Raw genomic sequence first — 25220 nt, 5'->3', positions numbered from 1 at the left:
CTAGATCTTTAGTAATCCATCATATTCATGTTTAGATGGTACATAATCCACAGTGAACCAGCGATAATGATAGCAATTACAACGGTGGTAAATATTAAGGATACGAGATTCCAGCATTCTTCATAAGATATTTTGGTATGCATAAAATAAATCAGATGAACAAAAATTTGTATAATCGCCATCGTAATCACGGTTGCTAAAATAGTTCTCTTTGAAGAAGTAGCACCTGTCACCATCCAAAATGGAATAATCGTAAGGATGATAGACAGAATAAATCCAATAATATAAGGCCTAGCACTATTTTCTCTGACATTTGAAGTGTCTGATAAATGTTGTTTTTGGTTTGCAATTATATTAATCATTATATTAAACCTACAAGATAAACAAAAGTGAATAAACAAACCCATACAATATCTAATAAATGCCAGAATAAGCTTAGACAGACTAAACGAGTTATATTAGCAGAAATCAGACCTGTTTTGCTAATCTGAATCATCATAACAATAATCCACAGAAGTCCGCTGGTTACGTGAATGCCGTGAGTACCAGCTAGTGCAAAAAATGCAGATAGGAATGCACTTTTATCAGGACCAAAACCTTCTGAAAATAGGTTATGAAATTCGTAGCTTTCCATGGCGATAAAACTTGCTCCTAAAAGAAAAGTCATCCCCAACCAAGTGATTATATTGTAAGATTTATTTTTTTGTATCGCCAGAATAGAAAAACCGCATGTCATACTACTCAACAATAGTAATAAGGTTTCAGTTAGCACAAACGGTAATTTAAATATCTCTCTACCGGATGGACCATCAGCAATGTTATTCACCAAGACTGCATAAGTTGCAAATAAGGCTGCAAACAAAATGCAGTCGCTCATTAGGTAGATTCTAAAACCAAAGATCTTGGTGTCTCCGGCATATCTTTTTGTGTCTCTCTTCTGAATCTGCAAAGTATCACTTATCATAATTTTATGCCTGCTTTGACAATTTTCTCGAAGTATATCTTTTCAATTTTTTCTATTTCATGCGCTTGAATGTAGTAATTAGAATCTATATAGAAACTATCTATAATCCAAGTGGCTACTATTGCTAATAAACAAATTACAGCCATCCACCAGATTTCCCAAATCATGGAAAAACCGAACATAAAACTAAAGATTGCTACTATAACTCCTGTGCTAGTGTTGCGTGGCATATGAATAGATTCATATTTTTCTGGTTTTTTATAAGCTGTCCCTTCCTCTTTTAAATACCAGAATGCATCAAGCGAATGAACTTCTGGTGAGATTGCGAAGTTATAGATCGGTGGCGGAGATGCAGTAGACCACTCTAACGTGCGACCGCCCCATGGATCTCCTGTCAGATCTAGGTTTTTATTGCGGTCACGAATAGAGACAAAGATTTGAATAAGCTGGCATGCAATTCCACATGCAATAAGTGCGGCACCTATCGCAGCAACTATTAGAAGAGGATGGAATGCAGGATCAATCTGCTGGCTTAGGCGACGAGTCATACCCATAAAACCTAAACCATAAAGCGGCATAAATGCAATAAAAAAGCCGATGATCCAAAACCAGAATGCACGCTTGCCCCACTTTTCGTTCAATGTAAACCCGCATGCTTTTGGAAACCAATATGTCATAGCCGCAAAGCATCCAAATACTACACCTCCGATTATAACATTATGGAAATGTGCAATTAAAAATAGACTATTATGAAGTACAAAGTTTGCACCTGGAACTGCCAGTAGCACTCCGGACATTCCGCCTATTGTAAAGGTTATTATAAATCCTATGGTCCATAGCATAGCGGAGTTAAATATTATACGTCCTTGATACATAGTAAACAGCCAGTTAAAAATTTTCACTCCTGTTGGAATAGAAATAATCATTGTTGCTATACCAAAGAATGCATTGACGTTAGCTCCGCTGCCCATTGTAAAAAAATGGTGCAGCCAAACCATAAAAGAAAGTATGGTTATACAGACGGTAGCCCATACCAGTGACGTATAACCAAACAGTTTCTTTTTACAAAAAGTAGCTACAACTTCAGAGAATACACCGAAAACAGGGAGAACTAGAATATAAACTTCTGGATGCCCCCAAGCCCAAATTAGGTTGATATACATCATCATATTACCACCCATATCATTGGTAAAGAAGTGGGTGCCTATATAGCGATCAGCAGTCAACAATGCAATTGTCACGGTCAAAATGGGGAATGCAGCGATTATAAGAACATTAGAACATAGAGTAGTCCATGTAAAAACTGGCATCTTCATTAATGACATTCCAGAAGCACGCATTTTAATTATGGTGGTAAATAAGTTTACTCCAGTCATCAATGTTCCTACACTAGATATTTGCAGACTCCATATCCAGTAATCAACTCCTACACTAGGACTATATTCTTTACCTGATAGTGGTGGATATGCAAGCCAACCAGTCTGAGCGAATTCACCAACTCCAAGAGATAGGTTGATTAGTACTGTACCTACAACGGTCAACCAAAAGCTCATGTTGTTCAGGAAGGGGAAGGCAACATCACGTGCACCTATTTGTAGTGGTATCACTATGTTCATTAAACCAATTACAAACGGCATAGCTACAAAAAATATCATTATTACGCCGTGGGCGGTAAATATTTGATCATAGTGATGCTGCGGCAGGAATCCGGACTGTCCTGCTGAGGCTAGTACCTGCTGGCTACGCATCATAATTGCATCGGCAAAACCGCGTAATAACATTACAAAAGCTAATATGATGTACATGATACCCAGACGTTTATGGTCAACTGAAGTCAGCCACTCTGTCCATAGATATTGCCATCTTCTAAAATAGGTAATCATAGCTACAAGTCCTAGGCTAACCAATAAAATGCTAGCAACCGTAAACATAATAATAGGTTCATGGTAAGGGATGTCGTTGAGTGTTAATTTTCCAAACATCTGTTATTCCTCGGTTTTTAAGTTAGCATCTTACCCATATCCACAAGCTTTTTTATGTTTTATATTTTGTTGCCACGTATAAATTTGTTAATAATATTAATAAACAAATGAGGATTAGCGCTGGAAAAGTATTCAATAGGATTGAATTCGCTTGGCCGGGCTAAGATTTCGAATTCATCCATTGTATCTAGTTTGTGGTTTGGTGTTTCTTTGACTCTGGCAACCCATTTATTAAAGGTGATATTATCAGGTGTTGCAATTGCTATAAACTTCATCCCTGAGAATCCACGACCGCTATAGCTGCTGGAAATACCATGGTATTTACCAGGTTCATTAGCAATCAGATGTAGCTTAGTCTGCATTCCTGGCATAGCGTATATCTGTCCACCTAAGCGAGGAATAAAAAAAGAGTTCATAACTGAGTTTGATGTTATATGAAAATTTACTGGATTATTTACCGGGAAAGCTAATTCGTTAACGGTTGCTATCCCTAAGTCTGGGTAGACAAATAACCATTTCCAATCTAAAGAAATGACATCGATATTTATAGGATTAACTTTAGAGATCAACGGTTTATAGGGATCCAGTTCCTGAGTAGTCTGCCATGTCATGGTTGCAAGTATAGAGATAATTATAATTGGTATTTTCCAGACGATAGCTTCTATTTTATTAGAGTGAGACCAATTAGGATTATATTTAGCATTTATATTTGATGCGCGGAATTTACGGGCAAATGCAATTGTCATTATAATAACTGGGATAACTACAAGCAACATTAGTCCGAGGGCAAAAAATATTAAGGATCTCTGTTCTAGTCCTATTTGTCCTTTAGGATTTAAAACAGCCATATCACAACCTACTAGCAAAGTTGAAGCGGCTATTAAAGATAATAGCATAAAGATTTTATAAAATTTACTGAGTCTCATTTAAAGACCTCAATCTCAAGCTCTTTTTCTGTTCTAAATGTAGTAACATTTTACTGTAAGGTTAAAGATCTGTAAACCTTATTAAGGTGCTGTCTATTTTGTTAGATTTATTATACTTTATCATTTTTAGTGAACACGAAAAATTTATAACGATTAATTACCTATTATTCAATTATAATGAATATATATTTTATTAATAATATTATTACGCTATAAGATTTATGAGGAAGCTTTTAATCATAAGATTAAAATTATATAAAATACTATCAACATCTCCTTTATTTATTAAATTATGTTCAGATTGATCTATCTGTTCTTTACAAGCACTTATTATTAATGAGAATAATTATGGGTTACATTACAGGGTGGTCACGTCATTCAATGCTGTCTTAATTAATGATATAATAATATGTATCCTGCTTTTCTTTATATTGCTAAGATGATATCATTATGATGTTTATCATAATGATATCATCTTAGCAATATATCTAATAGTGAGCAGCATTACAGGATATATGCTATCATTGACAATGATAATCATCTTTTTCTATAATATAGATACTCTTGGCTACTAACTAGATAGTCGTGACTTTGAAGACTTTGCAATTACTTGTAGTATAAGTAAAATAGCCAGATATATCTTTTTGTATACATTAATTTTAACATTCATATGTTATAACCTGTCATTGTTTAACAAAAAATTGATCATGACTTACATCTATCGTAATAGTTTTACCGGGTAGCAACTCTCCTGCTAAGATCTGTTGTGCTAGATTGTTTTCGATTTCCTGTTGTATTGCACGTTTAAGCGGACGAGCGCCATACACTGGATCAAAACCAATTTTTGAGAGTTGTTCTAACGCATTTTTAGTGATTATTACATTGTAATCTTTTGACTCTAAACGTTCGTATAGACGTCTCAATTGAATACTTGCGATTTCTTTTATGTCTTTTTGGTCTAATGGATGGAATACAACAGTTTCATCTATACGATTGATTAATTCAGGTCGAAAATGTTTTAATACCACACCCATAACCAAGGCTTTCATATCACCGTAATCCAAGTAATCAAAGCGCTCTTGAATTAAATCAGAACCAAGATTAGAGGTCATAATAATAACTGTATTAAGAAAATCTACTGTTCTTCCTTGTCCATCAGTTAGACGTCCTTCATCTAGGATCTGTAATAAGATATGAAAAACATCCGGGTGTGCTTTTTCTACCTCATCTAGCAAAATTACAGAATAAGGACGACGACGTATTGCTTCTGTTAAGTAACCACCTTCTTCATAACCAACGTATCCTGGAGGAGCACCTAATAAACGTGATACCGAATGTTTTTCCATAAATTCTGACATATCAATGCGTACCATTGCTTCATCACTATCGAATAAGAAATTTGCTAGCGCTTTGCATAGCTCGGTTTTTCCAATACCGGTTGGTCCCAGGAAGAGAAATGAACCAATTGGGCGGTTAGGATCAGATAAACCCGCCCGACTGCGGCGTATAGCATTTGAAACAGCTTCAACAGCTTCTCCTTGACCAATAACGCGCTCATGTAGAACGCCTTCCATGCGCAAAAGCTTTTCACGTTCGCTTTCCAGCATGCGTGATATAGGTATGCCAGTACATCGCGCTATAACCTCAGCTATTTCTATATCGGTTACTTTGTTACGCAAAAGCTTAGTATTTTTATTTTCAGAGCACATTTCAGCTTCTAATTGTTTCTCTAAGCCTGGTAGTTTACCGTATTGAATTTCAGACATTTTCGCTAAATCTACCGTACGTCGAGCCTGTTCAAGAGCAATCTTTGCCTGTTCTATTTCAGATTTAATGCGCTGAATACCGCCCAGAGAAGCCTTTTCCGCTTTCCACTCTTCTTCTAGTTTAGAATATTCACTTACTTTATGTTCGCATTCTTTATTCAGCATCTCAAGACGTTTTAGACTTGCTTCATCTGATTCTTTATTAAGAGCTTGCTGTTCTAGTTTTAGTTGAATGATGCGGCGTTCTAACCGATCCATGGACTCGGGTTTAGAGTCCATTTGCATGCGGATGCTTGATGCTGCTTCATCAATGAGATCAATAGCCTTGTCTGGCAACTGACGGTCTGCAATATATCGATGAGATAAATTTGCTGCGGCAACTATAGCAGGATCGGTAATTTGCACATGGTGATGTAGTTCGTATCTTTCCTTCAAACCACGTAGAATTGCAATAGTATCTGATACCGTTGGTTCAGTAACAAATACTTTCTGAAAACGACGCTCTAGTGCAGCATCTTTTTCCAGATATTTACGGTATTCATCCAATGTAGTTGCCCCTACACAATGCAATTCACCACGGGCTAAAGCAGGTTTTAGCATGTCCCCTGCATTGATTGCACCCTCTCCTTTACCTGCACCAACCATAGTATGTAGTTCGTCGATAAATAGAATAATGCTTCCTTCGTTCTTAGATAAATCATGCAATATGGATTTTAAACGTTCTTCAAATTCTCCACGGAATTTAGCTCCAGCAATGAGTGAACCCATGTCCATTGAGAGCACTCTTTTTTTCTTTAATCCTTCTGGTACTTCACCATTAACAACGCGCTGAGCTAAACCTTCAACAATTGCTGTTTTACCCACACCCGGCTCACCAATAAGGACAGGATTATTTTTAGTACGACGCTGTAATACTTGAATAGTCCTACGTATTTCTTCATCACGGCCTATAACAGGATCTAATTTACCTTGTTCGGCACGTTCTGTTAAATCTATTGTATATTTTTTTAATGCCTGACGGTTGTCTTCAGAATTTAAATTATTCACTGTTTCGCCTCCACGTATTTGTTCGATGGCGATACTAATATTTTTTATTGTGACGCCGGCCTTTTTTAATATCTCACTAAGCTTGCCTCGTTCTTCTAAACCTACCAATAAGAATAATTCAGAAGAAATGAAATTGTCATTAAGTTTTTGTGCTTTCTTATCACAAAGTTGCAAAATTTTAATTGATGCATTTGATGGTTGCACACTTTGATTATCACTTTGGACTTGCGGTAAATGAGATATATTTTTTTTAAGTTCATCATTCAGTGTATTAATATTAATACCGGCAGATTTTAATAAAGCTCTAACCGTCCCCCCTTGCTGATTCAGTAAGACGCTCATAATATGTACTGGTTCTATAAATTGGTTATTTTGACTAATCGCTAGTGAATGAGCGTCAGCTAGGGCAAGCTGGAACTTACTTGTAAAGCGATCTAGGTGCATAATTCTCTCCAAGAAGCATAAGTTTCTATATTGATAGTATGATAAGTCAAGTACTTAGTTTTAATGACTTGATTTAGCTCGAGACACATTCTACTGCTTGCACAAGAAATGAGGTGATCTTTTATTAGTGCAACATCTTTATTGTTACTAGGTTTAATTTAGTGCTTGCTATACATCACTCTTGTTTATAAATTTTATCATCTATGACTTTAATACACTTGTATTATAATGCTTGATAACTCTATTTATAGCGAAATTATTATTCATATCATACTGGATTTATACACTATAACTGTAGAATAATAAGAGACTAGCAAATAAAAGATCCGATATTAATTATTAACTGCAGAAATTTAGCTTTTAATCATAATAAATACCATTCTCTTCTGTAGTTATGAATACTCAATGTTAGTTACCTGGGTATCATAATTTTGAAATTTTTTATCAATAAACAAGATTTATGTATCTTATTCCTCTAATTTTACTAAATGTTTTGAGATTCTCAATTATCTTATTAGATAATATTAATATGTGAACTACTTATCTTTTTTAAAGATACTAGATATCTTTATATATTATTATATGGATTTTTAAAAATACTTTTATGATGTGCTTTGATTTTTATGCAGAATGCTATTTTTCGCGTGTTCTATAATATATCAATGCTCTTAAGGTAAATAGATAATGTTAGAGTTATTAACTATTATATTTATATATTTCTGAAGACTAATTCTCTAAAAATTTTATAATGTCACCCATACTTACCTCGAAGTATTTAGTTATATTTATTGAGACCATTGATAACATAATCAGTTTTTAACTATTCTTTTATTGGTCTTGTGTACTACGAATAACTTTTACTGCTGAAGAACAGAAATAAAGCACCCTACTTCTTCTTAATCTTAGAAGATACAATGAAGTGATCGAGCTGGGTTATGGAGAATAGCAATGCTTATCCTAACTGTTATGATACATAAATATCTCATTATGGTTAGTTCCTTAGGTCTATGCCTCGTGCCCTATAATCATAAACCATTTTATTTACAGGTGGTTTTATATGATCAATCTTCTCAATATTTGATCTATAACATAATAAAAGTAGCCCATATTTTTAAATCATAGAAGTCATCATTACATGTATTATTAAATTTTTACTGATTTAATCTCCGATATTAATGCCGCATAGAAATGTATATAAAATTTTTTTACAATTTAGAGAAAGGCACAAGAAAGATTTGTATTATCTCTAGGTGTCATTTTAAATGTTATGATTTTGGGAGCCTCATATGAATACATTCAATACCTCTTTCGTGGCTTATTTTGTGTCATAGGTTAAATAATTGCAACGATCATGCCTTGAAAATATTTATAGTGGCATGTGCCAGAAGTACTTGTTATACTACTTAAGGCAATAAAAATGTTCATATTTTAATTGTGGATGATCTCTCTGTTTGTTGCCATTATCTATGCATTTAACCAGATATAGAATCTATGCAGGATCAATTATCATGCATTACACAATAGACACAAGCTCTATAGAGCTGCTCTTATCTTATTGTAACGCGCATCATTATTACTATATGAATTAATCATTTCAATAAATTTTATTAAGTCAATAGTATATTTATTTTGTCTCTTTCAAGAAACTATTCTTTAACCAAAGAATAGTATGAATATTATTATCTATTATAAAATTGGATGTTGATCATGTATTGAATATCTTTTATTTAAATTCATCAAACAAAACTCATTTCCTTAGCAATATTACTCTCTCTCGAATCTGTAGGGGAATAAACTACATTTAGCATTTTAATAGTCTCCTTGCTATTTGATCAGCAGTTTTGTCTAAATTATTACCTGATGTAGGATTGAAAATAGGGAGGGCATCTTTTATAGTATAATATTTGGTAATAACGTTTCGATATATATCTTAAGAAGAGCAATATTTGTATTCTGTATCGTATTTATCAGCCAATACGTCTGATTAAATATTTCAAATCAACCTTATTTGATCGGTAGCTATGTGTCTGGGATTTTACTGTATCATGGATACCAGTATCTGCTTATAATGTATTCACTTAGAACTATATTCATTAGATAATCAGAGTATCTCTGCAGGATTCATTTGCCAGTTTAAAATACCCTTTTTAGTACTAACATCAAAAGATATACAGGAGATTGATGAGGTAACAAACTTAGGTCTGATTTCTTCAGGACATAAGGCTGAAAAAAGATAGCTCAATAACGGTAAGTGAGAGATTATTATTATATTTTCTAAACCTATTTCAGACAAAGAATAGATATAGCACATGATTATTGCAATATTGCCATTTGGCCTTAGCTCTAATAATACTTCTATATTACCAGCGAAGGCTAAGCCCTGACATACCGCTATCAGTGTTTGTTGGGCTCGGAGATACGGGCTGACTAAAATTTTTTTAATTTTGTATGATTTCTTTGTTAGGAGAGAAGCCATACAAAATGACTCTTTATATCCATGGTAGACAAGAGGTCTTGTTGGGTCGTGAGATGCGTCTAGCGCGGCCTTACCATGGCGCATAATAAAAATTTTCATATTCAATAAAAATATTTTTTGTTTAATACAGCACTATTTATTTGAATAGTATTAAATATTAAGTGATGCATCTGCTTGTTTTATAAGATTGATATGCTAAATTTATATCATATCAATTTTGATTGTTGCAAATTTTGTAATTATTTTATTCTTTTAAAAAAATATGAGTTTATTAGTAAATATATAATCGCATATTAAATTATTATATACCTACAACACATACATTTCTTTTGTAGAAGAACTGATATCATTATTATAGCAATTAATGCTAATATTTATTCAAGACATTTAATTTTTTATAAGCTTTCTAAGGATTACTGTTATTATAACTAAATAAAATTTCTCCTTTTTATAATCAGTTGATGCATTAAAAACTATTTTTACCAAAATATATCTGTATGTCTGATCAATGAATGCAATTATCAGAAGACTCTCTTGATGTATTCACCTTTAATATCATAATCCTATCATTGGGATGATTACTTTGATGATTGTAATAGTCATAGTTTTCTGATATTTATTTAAGATTTATAGAAAAGAGGGTAGTTTTATATTTATCTTACCAAGGGTTATACTCACGTTATCGTCAACTAGGAAAAGATAGACATGAAAATTATGAATCAATCATAGAATATTACTGATTTCCTGCTAAAATTATGATTCATTTTGTTTTTTAAGAGGTAATAAAACTTTAACAAGTGTTATCTTATAACATAAATTATAATATTATATACAGAATTTTATGATTATTTATGCAATTTATTTATTGATTATAAGTAATATATATAACGTGCTGTACAGACCTTCTGTTTCTCAGACTAATACATTAATATTTGCACTCAAATATTAATGTATTAGTAGTGCCTTGATGTAAGTTACGTTATAAGTATAAAATTAGTAAGATGATTAGACCTAATCTATTCTGAATCTAGGTTAAGTAAATATTTATTAGATGCTAATCTAATAAAGTAATAATACAAAATAATATTGTTTGCTAGGAAAGAGAAACTATCTATTAGGTATAAAATAATATACTTTATGTGTTAGTAAATCATATTGGATATAAAAATTATGTACAGGCTTTAACAGGATAAAAGGGTTAATATATAATACAGTCTATATTATTACTGTATTATACATATATAAAAGCTATCTTATAAAAGATTTATTTATTGCACTTAATAAGTTATATGATATAAAATAAAATAATATTTCTCTTTATAAGAGATTGGAAAGTCTTGTTTCATTGTAATTTTTATAGAGAGCGGATATCTAGAGGGATCGTTTAAATCTTATTAAAACTTCTATCATCTTACTACAAGATATAAAATGTTAAAGATTATGTTTTTTTATTAGTTGCAAGTTTATACCCATTTCTGGATTTGATTAATAATACCTTCTGCATCAAGATAAAGATCATGCAGCACTTCAGCCTGTGTTCCCTGTGAAATAAATTGATCTGGTATCCCTAAGTTAAGTACTGGAACCATTTTTCGTTTGGACATTAGTAGTTCGTTAACTCCGCTTCCGGCCCCACCAATAATAGCATTTTCTTCTAATGTAACTAAGGCATGGTGAGTGTTTGCTAACTCTAATACTAGAGTTTCGTCTAAGGGTTTTACAAAGCGCATATCAACTACTGTAGCATGTAGTAGTTCGGCGCTAATAAGAGCATGATGAATCAATGTACCAAAGCTAAGAATAGCTATGTTCTTACCTTTACGTCGCACTATACCTCTACCAATTGGCAGGCAAACAAGAGGACCTAGTTTTGCACCAGTGCCTGAACCTTTTGGATAACGTACAGCTGTTGGTCCATCTTTATACTGATAGCCAGTATGTAGCATTTGCCGAAATTCATTCTCGTCACTAGGAGTCATAATAATCATATTTGGAATGCAGCGCAGAAACGAGATATCAAAAGCTCCTTGATGCGTTTCTCCGTCTCCTCCAACAATACCAGCGCGATCTATAGCGAACATGATCGGTAGTTTCTGTAGGGCAACGTCGTGTATGACTTGATCGTATGCGCGTTGCAAGAAAGTTGAGTAAATAGCTACTATCGGTTTATATCCTCCGATAGCTAATCCTGCAGCAAAAGTCACTGCATGCTGTTCTGCAATAGCAACATCAAAATACTGTCGCGTATATTCTTTTGAAAAACGCACCATTCCAGAACCTTCAGACATAGCAGGCGTTATTGCCATCATTTTGCTGTCATCAAGGGCATTTTCACATAGCCAGTTACCAAAAATTTGCGAATATGTAGGCAGCGCATTAAGTTTTGGGAGCAACTTGCCCTGTGCTGGATCAAATTTAGGTACTGCATGCCAGCTGATAGGATCTCTTTCTGCAGGTGCATATCCCTTACCTTTTTTTGTTATAATATGTAGTAGTTGAGGTTTTTTAAAAGAACGCATATTTCTTAATGTGTTAGTTAAAGATTGAATGTCATGTCCATCAATAGGACCAATGTAATTGAATCCTAGCTCTTCGAATAAAGTGCCAGGAATAACCATGCCTTTGAGATGTTCTTCTGTGCGTTTGATTAGTTCTTTGATTGGTGGTATTGTAGAAAAAAACTTTTTACTACCTTCTCTTAAGCTGGAATAGATTTTACCGGAAAGTAAATGAGCTAGATGATGATTAAGTGCACCTACGTTTTCAGAGATTGACATTTCGTTATCATTTAAGATGACGAGCATGTCGGCTTTAATATCTCCTGCGTGGTTCATTGCCTCAAAAGCCATGCCTGCAGTGATAGCACCGTCGCCAATAACACATACTGTTCGGCGGTTTTCCCTTTCTCGTTCAGCGGCAACAGCCATGCCTAATCCTGCGCTGATTGAGGTGGATGAGTGACCCACACTCATTGCGTCATATTTGCTTTCATCTCGATAAGGGAATGAGTGTAATCCTCCTCTTTGACGTATTGTAGCTATACTATCTCTCCGTCCGGTTAAAATTTTATGGGGATACGCCTGATGACCTACATCCCAAACAAGCGAGTCAAATGGTGTATTATAAATATAATGCAGTGCAACAGTCAGCTCTATAGCTCCTAACCCGGAAGCAAGATGCCCACTAGATATACTAACACTCTTTAGAAGATACTGGCGAAGCTCGTCACATAATTGCGCTAGTTTTTCTTGTGGCAGAAGACGAAGATCGTGTGGATCGTCAATCAGCGCTAGTATTGGGTATTCAGTTATATCTAAAATCATTAGCGGCCCATGTCTGAAATCTGTGCTATGCTGTATATTCTATGTAATTTACACTTAAGTGGATACTGATAAAGTTACTATATATTGATATAGGAACTTTATGATATACATTATATTTTAGAGTTAATTAATTATTGGTATTTTCTTAGGTATCGCGTTCAATAATAAAACTAGTTAAAGATTTTAAGGACATTGTGTTTATTCTAAAGCATCTCTCCAGTTCTGCAAGAATATGAATTGCCTCTTTGTACAGAGACTGCGTTTTATTATGTGCTTTTTGGAGACCACAAAGGGCAGGGTATGTACTTTTTCTCATGTCTCTGTCTGAACCCTGTGGTTTTCCGGTTTTTGTGCTATCTCCAATCACGTTTAAAATATCGTCCTGTACCTGAAAAGCTAGACCAATAGCTACCGCATATTTGTCTAGCAAAGGGATTGCATTTCGCCCATGTCTCCCTGATGCCAATGCACCCATGCGGATCGCGCAGCGAATTAATGCCCCAGTTTTATAATTATAAATTTGCTCTAGCACTGGTACATCTATATCTTTCCCTTCTGCTTCTAAGTCTAAAGCTTGACCAATGCACATTCCAGCAACACCACTAGCTTGGGCTAGTTCGCTCAACATGGTCAGTCTATATGCATTTGATAATGATGGCATTGGGCTGTCAGCCAGAATAGAGAAAGCAAGACTTTGAAAAGCGTCGCCGGCTAAAATTGCATATGCTTCTCCGAATTTTACGTGAGTTGTTGGCTGACCACGGCGCAGATGGTCATCATCCATAGCAGGAAGATCATCATGCATTAATGAATAAGCGTGAATACATTCTACTGCCGCAGCGGGTGCATCTAGAATATCTAGTGTCACACCAAACATCTGTCCAGTCGCATATACGAGGTAAGGGCGTAGTCGTTTCCCGCCCAATAGAGCACCATCTCGCATTGCTGCAACAAGTATGCTATCTGCAAACGGTAAACGATCTATGTATTGAATGAGCGCTGCATCAACGCGCTTATGATAGTTTTGGTACAACTGTTCAAAAAAAAACATGTTTTATTCTTAATCTTCATTAATAAGGACGAAGATAAAAGGCTTGGTATCCTTGTGCTTATTGATGAGGAAGTGTATGAAGTATGTTATGCTGTTATCATGATTTTCGTGCGAGATATATTGTTTTTCATGTGTACTTGATTAATTGATACATGTATTTCATGGAGGCCAATTGAATGATATAACACGTATTATCTATACCATATTACGCAATGATTAACGCAAGAATAAACATTGCAGATACTTTTGCTATATAATATTTCTTAGGTCTTAGCTAATTAATATTATCTTATTAATGATATGCTGGCTAGATTAGTGGATTATTTAGTATTTGGCAAATTGCAGATTTTTTAAATTAGTCTCATGAGATCATACTCCATCTTAGATTATTTAGTAGGATATATTTGTTCTTTATATTGTGTTTTAAATTTCTGGTACCGCATAGTATATTGGATATTATATACTACATGCTAATAAAGATATTATCTTGCATGTATGCAGCAATTAACTCTTGACCTGCTTACTAAGAGTTTTATGATTAAATGATATCACGAAGAGAATACGATGGCTACTACAAAGTTTATTGTTAAATTATTCCCAGAAATAACTATTAAAAGCGAATCAGTTCGTTTGCGCTTTATTAGAATACTGACTAGTAATATCCGAAATATTTTAAAAAAAAAAATATTGCAGTAGCTATCTTACGTTATTGGGATCATATAGAAGTCTGTCCTACAGAGGATATATTAACTGAAGATCTTCAAAATATTTTAACTATGATTCCAGGGATCCATCATATCTTAGAGGTTGACGACTGTTCATATACAGATATCTATAACATATTCGAACAGACCTATAGTTTGTATAAAGACACACTAAAAGGTAAAAGTTTTTGTGTGCGTGTAAAGCGTCGCGGTACTCATACATTTAGCTCAATGGAAATAGAGAATTACGTTGGTGCCGGACTCAAGAATCAGATTGAAGGTACTAGTGTTAGCCTGTGTAATCCTCAGATTACTATAAATTTAGAAATTCAGAACGATCGTCTATTATTAATTCAAAGTCGTCATAAAGGATTGGGTGGTTACCCGATAGGTACTCAGGAAGATGTGCTTTCTCTGATTTCTGGTGGTTTTGATTCTAGTGTTTCTAGCTATATGTTAATGCGACGCGGCTGCCGCGTACATTACTGCTTTTTTAATCTGGGTGGATTTGCGCACGAAATTGTTGTAAAGCAGGTTGCATGCTACCTTTGGGATCGTTTTGGTAGCTCCCATAGAGTACGTTTTCTAGTTATTGATTTAGCTCCTATTGTCTCGGAGATCCAAGAAAAGATAAAATACGGTCATAAGGGCATTATCCTTAAACGTATGATGGTTCGTGCCGCTGCAATATTGGCTGAGAAATATAGCTGTCAAGCTCTAATTACTGGTGAATCCCTCGGACAAGTTTCTAGTCAGACATTAAGTAATTTACATTTAATTGATCACGTCACTAATATGCTGATATTGCGCCCGTTAATTTCTCATGATAAAGAAGATATCGTTAGCATGGCACGTGATATTGGTACTGAAAACTTAGTTAAAAACATGCCTGAGTTCTGTAGTGTTTTTTCGGAACGTCCTACTATAAAAGGCGTTCGCTCTCACATTGAATCTGAAGAAAATGACTTTGATTTTAATATCCTAAAAAGTGTGATTACTGATTCGAGAAGCATGGATTTAGGAAAATTTATAAAAACAAATCTTCAATTGGTTGTTAGTACTCAATCTTTTAGGGTATTAAGAGGTGATGAGTTAGTATTGGATATACGTTCTATTGATTTTCAGGAAAAAAGTCCTTTAAATATTAAAGGGTTAAAAGTTATAAGCTTGCCTTTTTATAAAATAGCTAGCCAATTCAGTAATCTAGATCAGAGTGTTCACTATTTATTGTACTGCAATAGCGGAGTTATGAGCCGTATTCAAGTTTTATATCTAAAGGAGAGAGGTTATAATAACGTTAGTGTATATTACCCATAATTTTATAACATATTTATACCTTATCCTCCTTAGAAAATAAAATGCTAGTTAGTTTGCTATTAATAATAATACCATATATTGAGCAAGGATACTTTGTATTATTATTGATATTTTATTATGTGTTCAAAATCGACTTGAGATATATTACTAATATTCAGGTAATAATTCTATTAGATCTGAGCATTACCGTGAAGAGAATGGATCAATTATTAAGAAATAAAATATCTAAAAATTTTTAATTTAGATATACATGAGCACATATCTATTTAAGAATATTGTCTTGTGAGTTAATTACTTGATTTAATAGGCTTAACCTAAAGTATAGCTATATAAGATAATTTCCGTGTAGGTCTTACTTTTTATCATAAGATAAAAATCTATTAAGCTTATCATAGCTGTGACAAAAATATTTTATTTGTATTGGTTCTGAAGTATTTTATAGTTTATAACAAAATAGAGCGAAAGATTATAAGTGCAATAATAAAGATTTGCATATAATAATGTTATTAATATGTCATTCTACAAATGTCTATAATAAATGGTATAAATCTAAGATCATATATTTTATTAGAAAAGTCTATGCAATGCATAAACAGAAAGACTCTGTGTTACTTTTATACTAAAGTACATTTTTTTGATAATCTTAAAATATTTTACTAGTCATTCCTAAAATGATCGACGTGAAATTTTTAGTTATAATAATTTCTAGAACTAAGTATTATATTTAATATAAAAGAGATAGATGATTCTTGTCTGTTATATTGTTTATATGTTTTGTGCTTCATTTATTTATATTATTACGTATTTACAGATAAACTACTAGTTCTATGATGATCCTTATTAAAGTATTATCCTATATATCTTCTGTGAGGATAGATTATGAGAGGGCATAGATTATTGATCTTGCTTAAGTATACTATTCTTGCGATCTAAGTCCTCTCCTTGTTTTGAAGATTTTCTTAGTAGCTAGAGTATTATATTGATAATATCTTGTTCTATCAGATTAAAATTATTAATAAAATATAAAAGATATTACTTTTATTTTAAGCGGATCTACTAAAGAGTAGTCATAAACTTGTTTTCAAATAGATCAAATATTTACCTAATATAGGTTTTTGCTTGCAGTATCTTAGGTATCTTACGATATTATTAATCTATAGAAAGTAAAAAATATCTTATTTTAGTAAAAATTTATTGATCTATAAAAACCATTAAAATGCTTGAGATGTCTAAAATGATAAATCTATTTTAATAGATAAAGATTAGCTGAAATTAGTGTATTTGTATTTTTATCAAAATTTATTATCTGACTTCTCAGAGTCTTGTGTTTCTAGAAAAGACTCTATTTGCTCACGGTCTATAACTTGAGAGTCTATTTTTATATATGCCGTCTTTTCTTGTGGAATCAGAACAACATCTGATACTCCGCATAAATTTTTAATTTTATTTTCTAGCCAATATGTTGCTCTTATTCGATCTGGAATAATAATTCGTATGCTGCTAAGGTAGGGAGGATCTTTCATCTTAAGAATTAATGCTAGCCAAATGATGGCTAGGACTGCACAACTGCTGAACACTCCATATACTCCGACATGTGCATACAAGAGCCCTCCAAGACTACCTCCAATGGCGACACCAATAAACTGACTGGTTGAATACACTCCCATGGCTGTACCTTTATGGCCAGTGGGTGATTCTTTACTGACAAGAGAAGGCAGAAGTGCTTCTAGAATGTTAAAAGCAATAAAGAATATCAACATACCGAAGAAAATACTGTACAGGCTTAAACCTGAGCACCAAAATATAATCTCAGCAATAAGCATTAAAATAACGCAAATCTGAAATACACGTTTTATCTGATGGTGTTTTTCTGCATAAATCACACAAGGAACTACACAGGATAATGAGATTATCATGATGAATAAATATACTTTCCACTGATTTTCGTGCGCTAATCCAGCATTTTCCATAAGTGGCGGAAGAACGACAAAGCTTGATATTAATAAGATATGTAAAAACATAATTCCAAGGTTGATCGGAAGTAATCGACTGTTAGCTAGTACTATACTAAATCTTCCTTTCACTATGTTAGAATCACGATTTAATATGTGTTGCTTAGCTTCAGGAATAAAGAAAGTCGTAATAATCAGCCCACCCACTGCTAGCAGAGCAATAATCCAGAAGAGTCCAGATAGGCCAATAGCACGAGCAATAATAGGACCAAAAACCATAGATATAGCAAAAGTCAATCCAAGGCTCATTCCAATATAAGCCATTGCCCTTGCTCGATTCTGCTCTCGAGTAAGATCTGATAATAGTGCCATGATCGGAGATGAGATAGCTCCAGATCCCTGCAGGCATCTCCCGATAATAACCCCCCAAATAGAATTTGTCATTGCGGCAAGAGAACTACCTAAGGCGAAAATAATAAGACCATATATGATTAATGGTTTACGTCCGATATAATCTGAAAATAAACCAAAAGGAATCTGAAAAATAGCTTGCGTCAAACCATAAATACCAATTGCGACACCAATTAAGGTTTTTGAGGATCCAACTAATGATGCACCATAAGTATTAAGCACGGGTAAAACCATAAACATTCCAAGCATTCTTAGTGAGAATACAGTTCCTAGTCCCCATATGGCTTTGCGTTCTTCTGATGTCATCCGAACATCAATCATTGCAACCTCAATGTCTATTATAAACCACTTTTGCGCTGTATTGAGAGAATTATTAGATATTATTTTACTGAACTATCATGTAGTTAATATAAAAAGATTTCAAAATATTTCTTGAAGAAATATATTAATAATTAGCTTATTTTTACAACCAGTGCTGAAACGGGCCAATTCTTTTAATCAGTTATTTGGGGCTCTCTAGACTAAATTGATATATCTAAATATTAGAGTACATCCTAAAATATATTAATGTACTTTAGAAGTTCTAGTTATTTTCAATTATTTAATATTTACTGTTATAGTGCATAGTAATGTATTATTCATGTCAGTATTAAACTCTTGGCATGAGATATAATGTTCTCTCATGCCAAGAGTAAATCGTCTCATATAAAAAATGTCAGGATAGATATTTTCATAAATATCATATCTTAAACAAGTTATAAATATATTAATTACAGCAATAAATATCCCATAAATTATAGCACCCTATAAGATTTTAGCAAAAATCTCTACTATAATTCATCACTGCGTGTTACACCTAAAATATTTAATAAGCTTATAAAAATATTGTATAGAGAAGCATATAGGCTAACAGTAGCGCGTATATAGTTAGTTTCACCTCCATGAATAATATTACTAGTTTCCAGGAGGATGGCTCCAGTAGAAAATAGTACGAATAACGCACTAATAGCTAGTGATAGAGCTGGGATTTGTAAAAATAAATTTGCAATAACCGCCATTAGTACAACAACAAAACCGGCCATCATCATGCCAGATAGGAAAGACATGTCTTTTTGAGTAGTGAGTACATAAAACGAGCAGCAGAAGAATACAGTAGCTGTGCCGCCTAATGCTAACATTATTAAATCGCCAGCATTGTGACTTATAAATGAGCTAAGAATAGGACCAAGAGTATAACCCATAAATCCTGTTAGAGCTAATACTGCTATAATACCTTCTGGCCGATCAGATAATCTATAGGTTAGGAACATCAAACCATAGTATCCTAACAGCATTATTAACAAGCCGGGTGCTGGCATCATGAAAACGGTACTTGCAGTGGCAACTAATGCTGAAAATGTTAGCGTGAGCGCTAACAATAGGTAGGTATTCCGCAGTACTTTATTTGTGCTCAGTGACAAAGTATTGCGGGAAGATGAAGAAGAACGTGAAAGAACAATACGGCTCATAGAATTTTCTCTTCTGCAAGTAATTAAAGGAAACAATTAATATAAAAATTATAGTCTAAATTAGTCATATATGCGATATATTTTATTCTTCTTAATTTAAAAAAAATAACAGTTTTAAAAAATTTTTTTATTACATCTCTGATGTAGAGTTATAATATATTAAATAGAATAAAATAAATTTAAAACCATCAAGACTTCTGCTGATTACAGTTTAACTCAAAGTTTTGTATATTCATATAGCTTTATATAAAGTCAAGTATTTATTGTATTAAAAGATTATTTCTCCCTGCATTCTGCATGAATCTACTATTGCCTATATGCATATGCTTAAATACTTTGTGATTATCTATATGTATAATAAGATATGCAATAGAATACCTAAATTGTTAAATCTTAATAGTATGGACGCAAAAATATTTTTGATAATAGCAAAAGAAGCTAATAAACCATCTACAGATTTAGATTAGTATTTGATATAATTTTAAAAGTTGTTTGTCTATAATTGCTCTTATTATTTATTTTTCTTTAGTTTATATAAATTTATGAAATCGAGCAATATCAAGTCCTGCAAGGGCTTATAAATTTTTATAATTTTACAGAAATATTTTTATCATTAATATAAGCTGGTGGAATATATGACTATTAAAGTAGGTATAAATGGTTTTGGCCGTATAGGTCGTATTGTCTTTCGGGCTGCTCAAGAAAGATCTGACATAGAAATAGTTGGAATTAACGATCTATCAGATAATCAATATATGGCTTACATGCTTAAGTACGACTCTACTCACGGTCGTTTTAATGGTATGATTGAAGCTAAAGATGGTGATCTAGTGGTTAATGGAAAAACTATCCGTGTGACCTCGGAACGAGATCCTGCTAATTTAAATTGGAATGCAGTTAAAGCTGACGTTATTGCTGAAGCTACTGGGTTATTTCTTACTGATTATGATGCACGTAAGCATATAGATGCCGGGGCTAAGAAAGTAGTTCTTACTGGTCCTCCAAAGGATAATACCCCAATGTTTGTTATTGGTGTAAATGATAAAACTTACGCGGGTCAAGACATTGTCTCTAACGCTTCCTGCACTACTAACTGTTTAGCTCCTTTGGCTAAAGTACTCAACGATAATTTCGGTATTAGCGAAGCGCTGATGACTACTGTTCACGCCACTACAGCTACTCAGAAAACTGTTGATAGTGCTTCTCATAAAGACTGGCGTGGTGGCCGAGGGGTATTGCAAAATATTATACCTTCTTCTACAGGAGCTGCTCAAGCAGTTTCCAAGGTAATCCCAGCATTAAATGGTAAAATAACTGGTATGGCATTCCGCGTGCCTACACCAAATGTTTCTGTAGTTGATCTTACTGCGCGCTTAGAAAAACCATGCTCTTATAAAGATATTTGTGAAGCAATGAAAACAGCTGCAGCAAGAGAGCTGAAAGGTATTTTAGGCTATACTGAAGATGATGTTGTTTCTAATGACTTCAATGGCGAGAGCTGTACTTCGGTATTTGATGCTAAAGCTGGTATACCTCTAAACAATAACTTTGTTAAACTTATTTCTTGGTACGATAATGAAACTGGTTATTCAAATAAAGTGTTAGATCTGATCGCTCTTATTTCTAGATAATATATTTTTAAAAACATAATGGGCCTGATTTTGCCCATTATGTTTTTAATTTCTTTGATAATAATCATTCGATATAAAAGAAAAAACTACTTGATGAAGATAGCTGAACTATTACAATTCAATTTTATATGACTAATATGAAGCCTTCATTCTTATATATAAGCGATACATTTATTTAATAAATGAGGATAGTATGCTCCTGCTAATTTAGGTTATTTAGTAATGGCATATTAATATTTTTAATATTATATTAGTTTGATTTAATTAATTTGGCTGATTTAAAATTTCTCTTCCTTAAAAGAAGTACCTTCTTTAACAAACCAGCAATAATAACTATAATATATAATTAAAATATTATTATTATCTTAGCTAACTAATAGCTTATATATATTTCCATTGCTACAAAATTTGATTTTCCTAATGATATTATTCTTTTTTAGATAAAATTATCTTAGATAAAACTTCTTGTAGCATTGTGCATAGTTGTCATTGACAGGTGATCACTATATTGCTCCTAGGTAAGAACATTATTAATTAATACATATTTTACAGTTTTACTATGTTTATCTTGCATGTATATCGTGTGAAGCTAAGAATTTTGATGTATTTCCTTATTCTTAATAAAGTATATAAAATGATTACGAATCCTGTATCTATACTCATGCTAGCAAGAAGTTGACTCTAATAAAATATTTCAGGAGATTACTTGATTTTTCATTTACTTAAATATTTAGAGAGGGAGTTATATGTCTATAATATTTGATGTATTATTAAAATAATTAATTTAAAATAACGGGTTTATGAGAATTTACTATGAGAAATCTGCTGTAATAATATATTTTATGCTTCGGATAAGTATTATTTAGTAGTTTTATTGCCATTCGATGATTTCATGTATTTAAAAAAATCATTATCTGGACTAAGAACCATAATATCTTCACCATTTTGAAAGCTGTTTTCGTAGGCTTTAAGGCTTCGTATAAACGTAAAGAATTCTGGATCTTGTCTAAAAGCATTAGCAAATAGTTTTGCGGTCTCCGCATCACCTTCACCACGAGTAATGCGCCCATGACGTTCCGCTTCAGCTAGTGTATGCGTTACTTCATAGTCAGAAGTAGCACGTAATTTTTCAGCTTCTTCCTGACCTTGTGAACGGTGACGACGGGCTACGGCTTCACGCTCTGCTCGCATACGCTTATAAATTGCATCAGAAACTTCAGAGGGTAGATTGATTTGCTTGATGCGAACATCTACAACTTCAATACCAAGAGCATTCATGCTGTTAGAGTTTGCGATTATTTGTTTATCTATGTTTTTATTTTCAACATGTTTAATAAAGTTAGCAATTGCATCATCTGAATCACTTACACTATTGTGATCTACCGTGCCATTATTTAAAGCATCACGTACATCTTTCATAAGCTTACCACGTGAGTCTGTAACAATATCTTGAATATCTAGTCGTCCTATTTCAGAGCGTAGACGATCACTAAATTTGCGCTTTAATAGCACCTCAGCTTGAGCAATATCTCCTCCACCAGTTGCTAAATAGTAACGGCTGAAATCACTAATGCGCCATTTGATGTAAGAGTCAACGATCAGATCTTTCTTCTCTTTGGTGACAAATCGATCCGCTTGGTTCTCCATAGTCTGTATGCGAGCGTCAAGCATTTTAATAGACTGTATCAATGGTATTTTAAGATGAGGACCGGGAGAGTAAACCAAAGGTGTAGCATTATCATCACGCAGAACTTTACCGAAACACATTGCAATGCCACGATGGCCCTCAGTAACCACAAAAAGCGATGTATATAAGATAAGTAGACTGATAATCAGAACGAGTAATAAAGACTTACGCATTAGTTATTCTCTCCTTTTCGATTAGTATTACGCTGGGCATTTGCTCGACGTTGGTCTATCATGTTATTATTCACATATCCATCACTGGATCTCTTAGCATTCCTGTGAGATGTTGAGTCTAATGGAATGAGGCCAGTATCACGATTGTTAGATTTAGAGTGCTGATTTATTTGGTCTTTCCGAATTAGTTTGTCTATAGGCAAGACCATTAATTGATTGCTTTTGTTATCAATTAGCAATTTACGGCTACTTCTTAATATATGTTCCATCGTTTCTAAGTACATGCGTTCACGCATGAATTCCGGAGATAACCTGTATTCAGGTAATAGCCGTATAAAACGACCTACTTCACCCTGTGCTTCCAAGATAGTACGATCTTTGTAAGCCCGCGCATTTTCAAGAATACGCTGTGCCTGACCGTTAGCACGTGGTTGTACTTCATTACTGTAAGCTTCTGCTTCACGGATATATTGTTGTTCGTTTTCGCGTGCTGCTATAGCATCGTCAAATGCTGCTTTAACTTCTTCTGGCGGACGTGCTGTCTGAAAGTTGACATCTAATAGAGTGATTCCCATATTATAAGGTTTTATGGTTTCTTCAAGGACTGTATGAGTATCCGTACGAATAATAGTGCGTCCTTCGGTAAGAATTTTATCCATTGAATATTTGCCAATTACTGCACGTAGAGCACTGTCAGTTGCTTGGCGCAGGCTATCATCAGCATTAGTAACGTTAAATAAGTATGCTTCTGGCTGAGTTACGCGGTACTGCACATTCATCTCAACTCGTACCACATTCTCATCAGAAGTTAGCATTACCCCAGAAGCTGCTAGTTCACGTACTGATTCTACGTTGACTGGCGTGACTTCATCAATAAAATTTAGTTTCCAATTTAACCCTGGTTGTACTAGATGATTAAATTTTCCAAAGCTTATCACTACTCCACGTTCAGCTTCTTTAATTGTATATAAACCGCTAGCAGCCCAAATTAGTACGCAGGCTGCAATAGAACAGATTATAACAGTGTTATTTATAGGAGTTCGTGTTTGTGACGTATTAATAGAACTCGTGCCTTTACCGCACATCCTACTTATTTTTTTGCTTATGTTACGAAAGATTTCATCTAAATCTGGTGGACTCTGACCTCGATTACTTTTATTACTGTGCTCCCTGGATTTATCGGTATTAGTTCTTCTATGCCCCCAAGGGTCGCGGTCCTGTTCGTTATTGCTAGGATGCTTCAGCACCATTTTTTGCTCCATTCTTTCATCATGGGTATTATTAAATCTTCTTGTGGTATCCGACATTAAACAATGTTTCTTAAATAGTATTATTTATTGATAAGGTATTTATATAATTTATATCAATTTATTATTAATATTATATTTTTAATACCGTAATGTTATTTATAAATCTTCTTTTCTATTTTCTAATATCAAAAATTCTTATATAAGATACTTATGTAGTGTAGTTAAAATTTGTAGTGTAGTTAAAATTATTGTAACTTTTATTTTAGCTATGTGTTCTATAACAGTGTATTATCAAGCGCGAGAATAAAAAGTAAATTCTACTTAATTTTATAGAATATATCTTTGGATATTTAAACAATCATCGCTATATTACGATGTAAAACTTAAAATAATTCAGCATATACAATGCTTGTATTTTAAACACTAAAGGTCTGCCATTGATTTTTATTGTATTTGATATATTATTAATTTTGTCAGTGACATTTTATTAAAATTTACATCAGATGCATATTATGTTTAATATAACTATCCTATTAAATATGATTAGAGATAATAAACGAAGAACGACACGCTGTTGATTCTTTCTATGACATGAGCAACAGAGAACC

Annotated in this window: 13 protein-coding genes and 1 pseudogene; 2 read left to right on the top strand and 12 right to left on the bottom strand. The window is 33.4% G+C overall.

Annotation, left to right across the window (positions count from 1 at the left end):
- Positions 1 to 8: 8 nt before the first annotated feature.
- The 8 genes from cyoD to ispA form a co-directional block, all read right to left on the bottom strand.
- Complete coding sequence (gene cyoD / locus KTT71_RS02980) at positions 9 to 362, bottom strand: cytochrome o ubiquinol oxidase subunit IV (RefSeq protein ID WP_216782366.1); 354 nt, start codon at positions 360 to 362, stop codon at positions 9 to 11.
- Positions 362 to 964 (bottom strand): cytochrome o ubiquinol oxidase subunit III, encoded by a 603-nt coding sequence (cyoC, locus tag KTT71_RS02975; RefSeq protein WP_216782365.1) that lies wholly within the window; start codon positions 962 to 964, stop codon positions 362 to 364. The genes cyoD and cyoC overlap by 1 nt, the downstream gene beginning before the upstream one ends.
- Positions 961 to 2946 carry a cytochrome o ubiquinol oxidase subunit I gene (gene cyoB, locus KTT71_RS02970; protein ID WP_216782364.1) on the bottom strand — a complete coding sequence of 662 codons (1986 nt, stop codon included), beginning with the start codon at positions 2944 to 2946 and terminating at the stop codon, positions 961 to 963. Before cyoB ends, cyoC begins: the two co-directional genes overlap by 4 nt.
- Before the next feature lie 59 nt (positions 2947 to 3005).
- Entirely contained in the window at positions 3006 to 3872 is an 867-nt protein-coding gene (cyoA, locus tag KTT71_RS02965) for a ubiquinol oxidase subunit II (protein ID WP_216782363.1), read from the bottom strand.
- A 683-nt stretch (positions 3873 to 4555) separates the two neighbouring features.
- Positions 4556 to 7129: an ATP-dependent chaperone ClpB gene (gene clpB / locus KTT71_RS02960; RefSeq protein ID WP_216782362.1), complete on the bottom strand. Its 2574-nt coding sequence runs from the start codon at positions 7127 to 7129 to the stop codon at positions 4556 to 4558.
- A gap of 2101 nt (positions 7130 to 9230) precedes the next feature.
- Positions 9231 to 9689 carry a phosphohistidine phosphatase SixA gene (gene sixA / locus KTT71_RS02955; protein WP_246543828.1) on the bottom strand — a complete coding sequence of 153 codons (459 nt, stop codon included), beginning with the start codon at positions 9687 to 9689 and terminating at the stop codon, positions 9231 to 9233.
- 1379 nt (positions 9690 to 11068) lie between these two features.
- The gene (dxs, locus tag KTT71_RS02950) at positions 11069 to 12928 is read right to left on the bottom strand and encodes a 1-deoxy-D-xylulose-5-phosphate synthase (protein ID WP_216782360.1); all 1860 of its coding nucleotides are present in this window, start codon (positions 12926 to 12928) and stop codon (positions 11069 to 11071) included.
- 145 nt (positions 12929 to 13073) lie between these two features.
- Entirely contained in the window at positions 13074 to 13979 is a 906-nt protein-coding gene (ispA, locus tag KTT71_RS02945) for a (2E,6E)-farnesyl diphosphate synthase (protein ID WP_216782359.1), read from the bottom strand.
- A 564-nt stretch (positions 13980 to 14543) separates the two neighbouring features.
- Here ispA and thiI point away from each other — a divergent pair.
- Positions 14544 to 16000, top strand: a pseudogene (gene thiI, locus KTT71_RS02940) (tRNA uracil 4-sulfurtransferase ThiI).
- A gap of 1292 nt (positions 16001 to 17292) precedes the next feature.
- Here thiI and KTT71_RS02935 read toward each other — a convergent pair.
- Both KTT71_RS02935 and KTT71_RS02930 read right to left on the bottom strand, forming a co-directional pair.
- Positions 17293 to 18684 (bottom strand): MFS transporter, encoded by a 1392-nt coding sequence (locus tag KTT71_RS02935; RefSeq protein ID WP_216782358.1) that lies wholly within the window; start codon positions 18682 to 18684, stop codon positions 17293 to 17295.
- A 509-nt stretch (positions 18685 to 19193) separates the two neighbouring features.
- On the bottom strand, positions 19194 to 19871 hold the full coding sequence (locus tag KTT71_RS02930) for a Bax inhibitor-1 family protein (protein WP_216782357.1): 678 nt from the start codon (positions 19869 to 19871) through the stop codon (positions 19194 to 19196).
- 635 nt (positions 19872 to 20506) lie between these two features.
- Here KTT71_RS02930 and gap point away from each other — a divergent pair.
- Entirely contained in the window at positions 20507 to 21502 is a 996-nt protein-coding gene (gene gap, locus KTT71_RS02925) for a type I glyceraldehyde-3-phosphate dehydrogenase (RefSeq protein ID WP_216782356.1), read from the top strand.
- An 858-nt stretch (positions 21503 to 22360) separates the two neighbouring features.
- On the opposite strand, the gene hflC is transcribed toward gap, so the two are convergent.
- Entirely contained in the window at positions 22361 to 23362 is a 1002-nt protein-coding gene (gene hflC / locus KTT71_RS02920; RefSeq protein ID WP_216782355.1) for a protease modulator HflC, read from the bottom strand.
- On the bottom strand, positions 23362 to 24612 hold the full coding sequence (hflK, locus tag KTT71_RS02915) for an FtsH protease activity modulator HflK (protein WP_420885586.1): 1251 nt from the start codon (positions 24610 to 24612) through the stop codon (positions 23362 to 23364). The genes hflC and hflK overlap by 1 nt, the downstream gene beginning before the upstream one ends.
- Positions 24613 to 25220: the final 608 nt, after the last annotated feature.

The organism is Candidatus Profftia tarda (genome assembly GCF_904848675.1).
GTDB lineage: Bacteria > Pseudomonadota > Gammaproteobacteria > Enterobacterales > Enterobacteriaceae > Profftia > Profftia tarda.
This window is presented reverse-complemented; position numbering and strand designations above follow the sequence as displayed.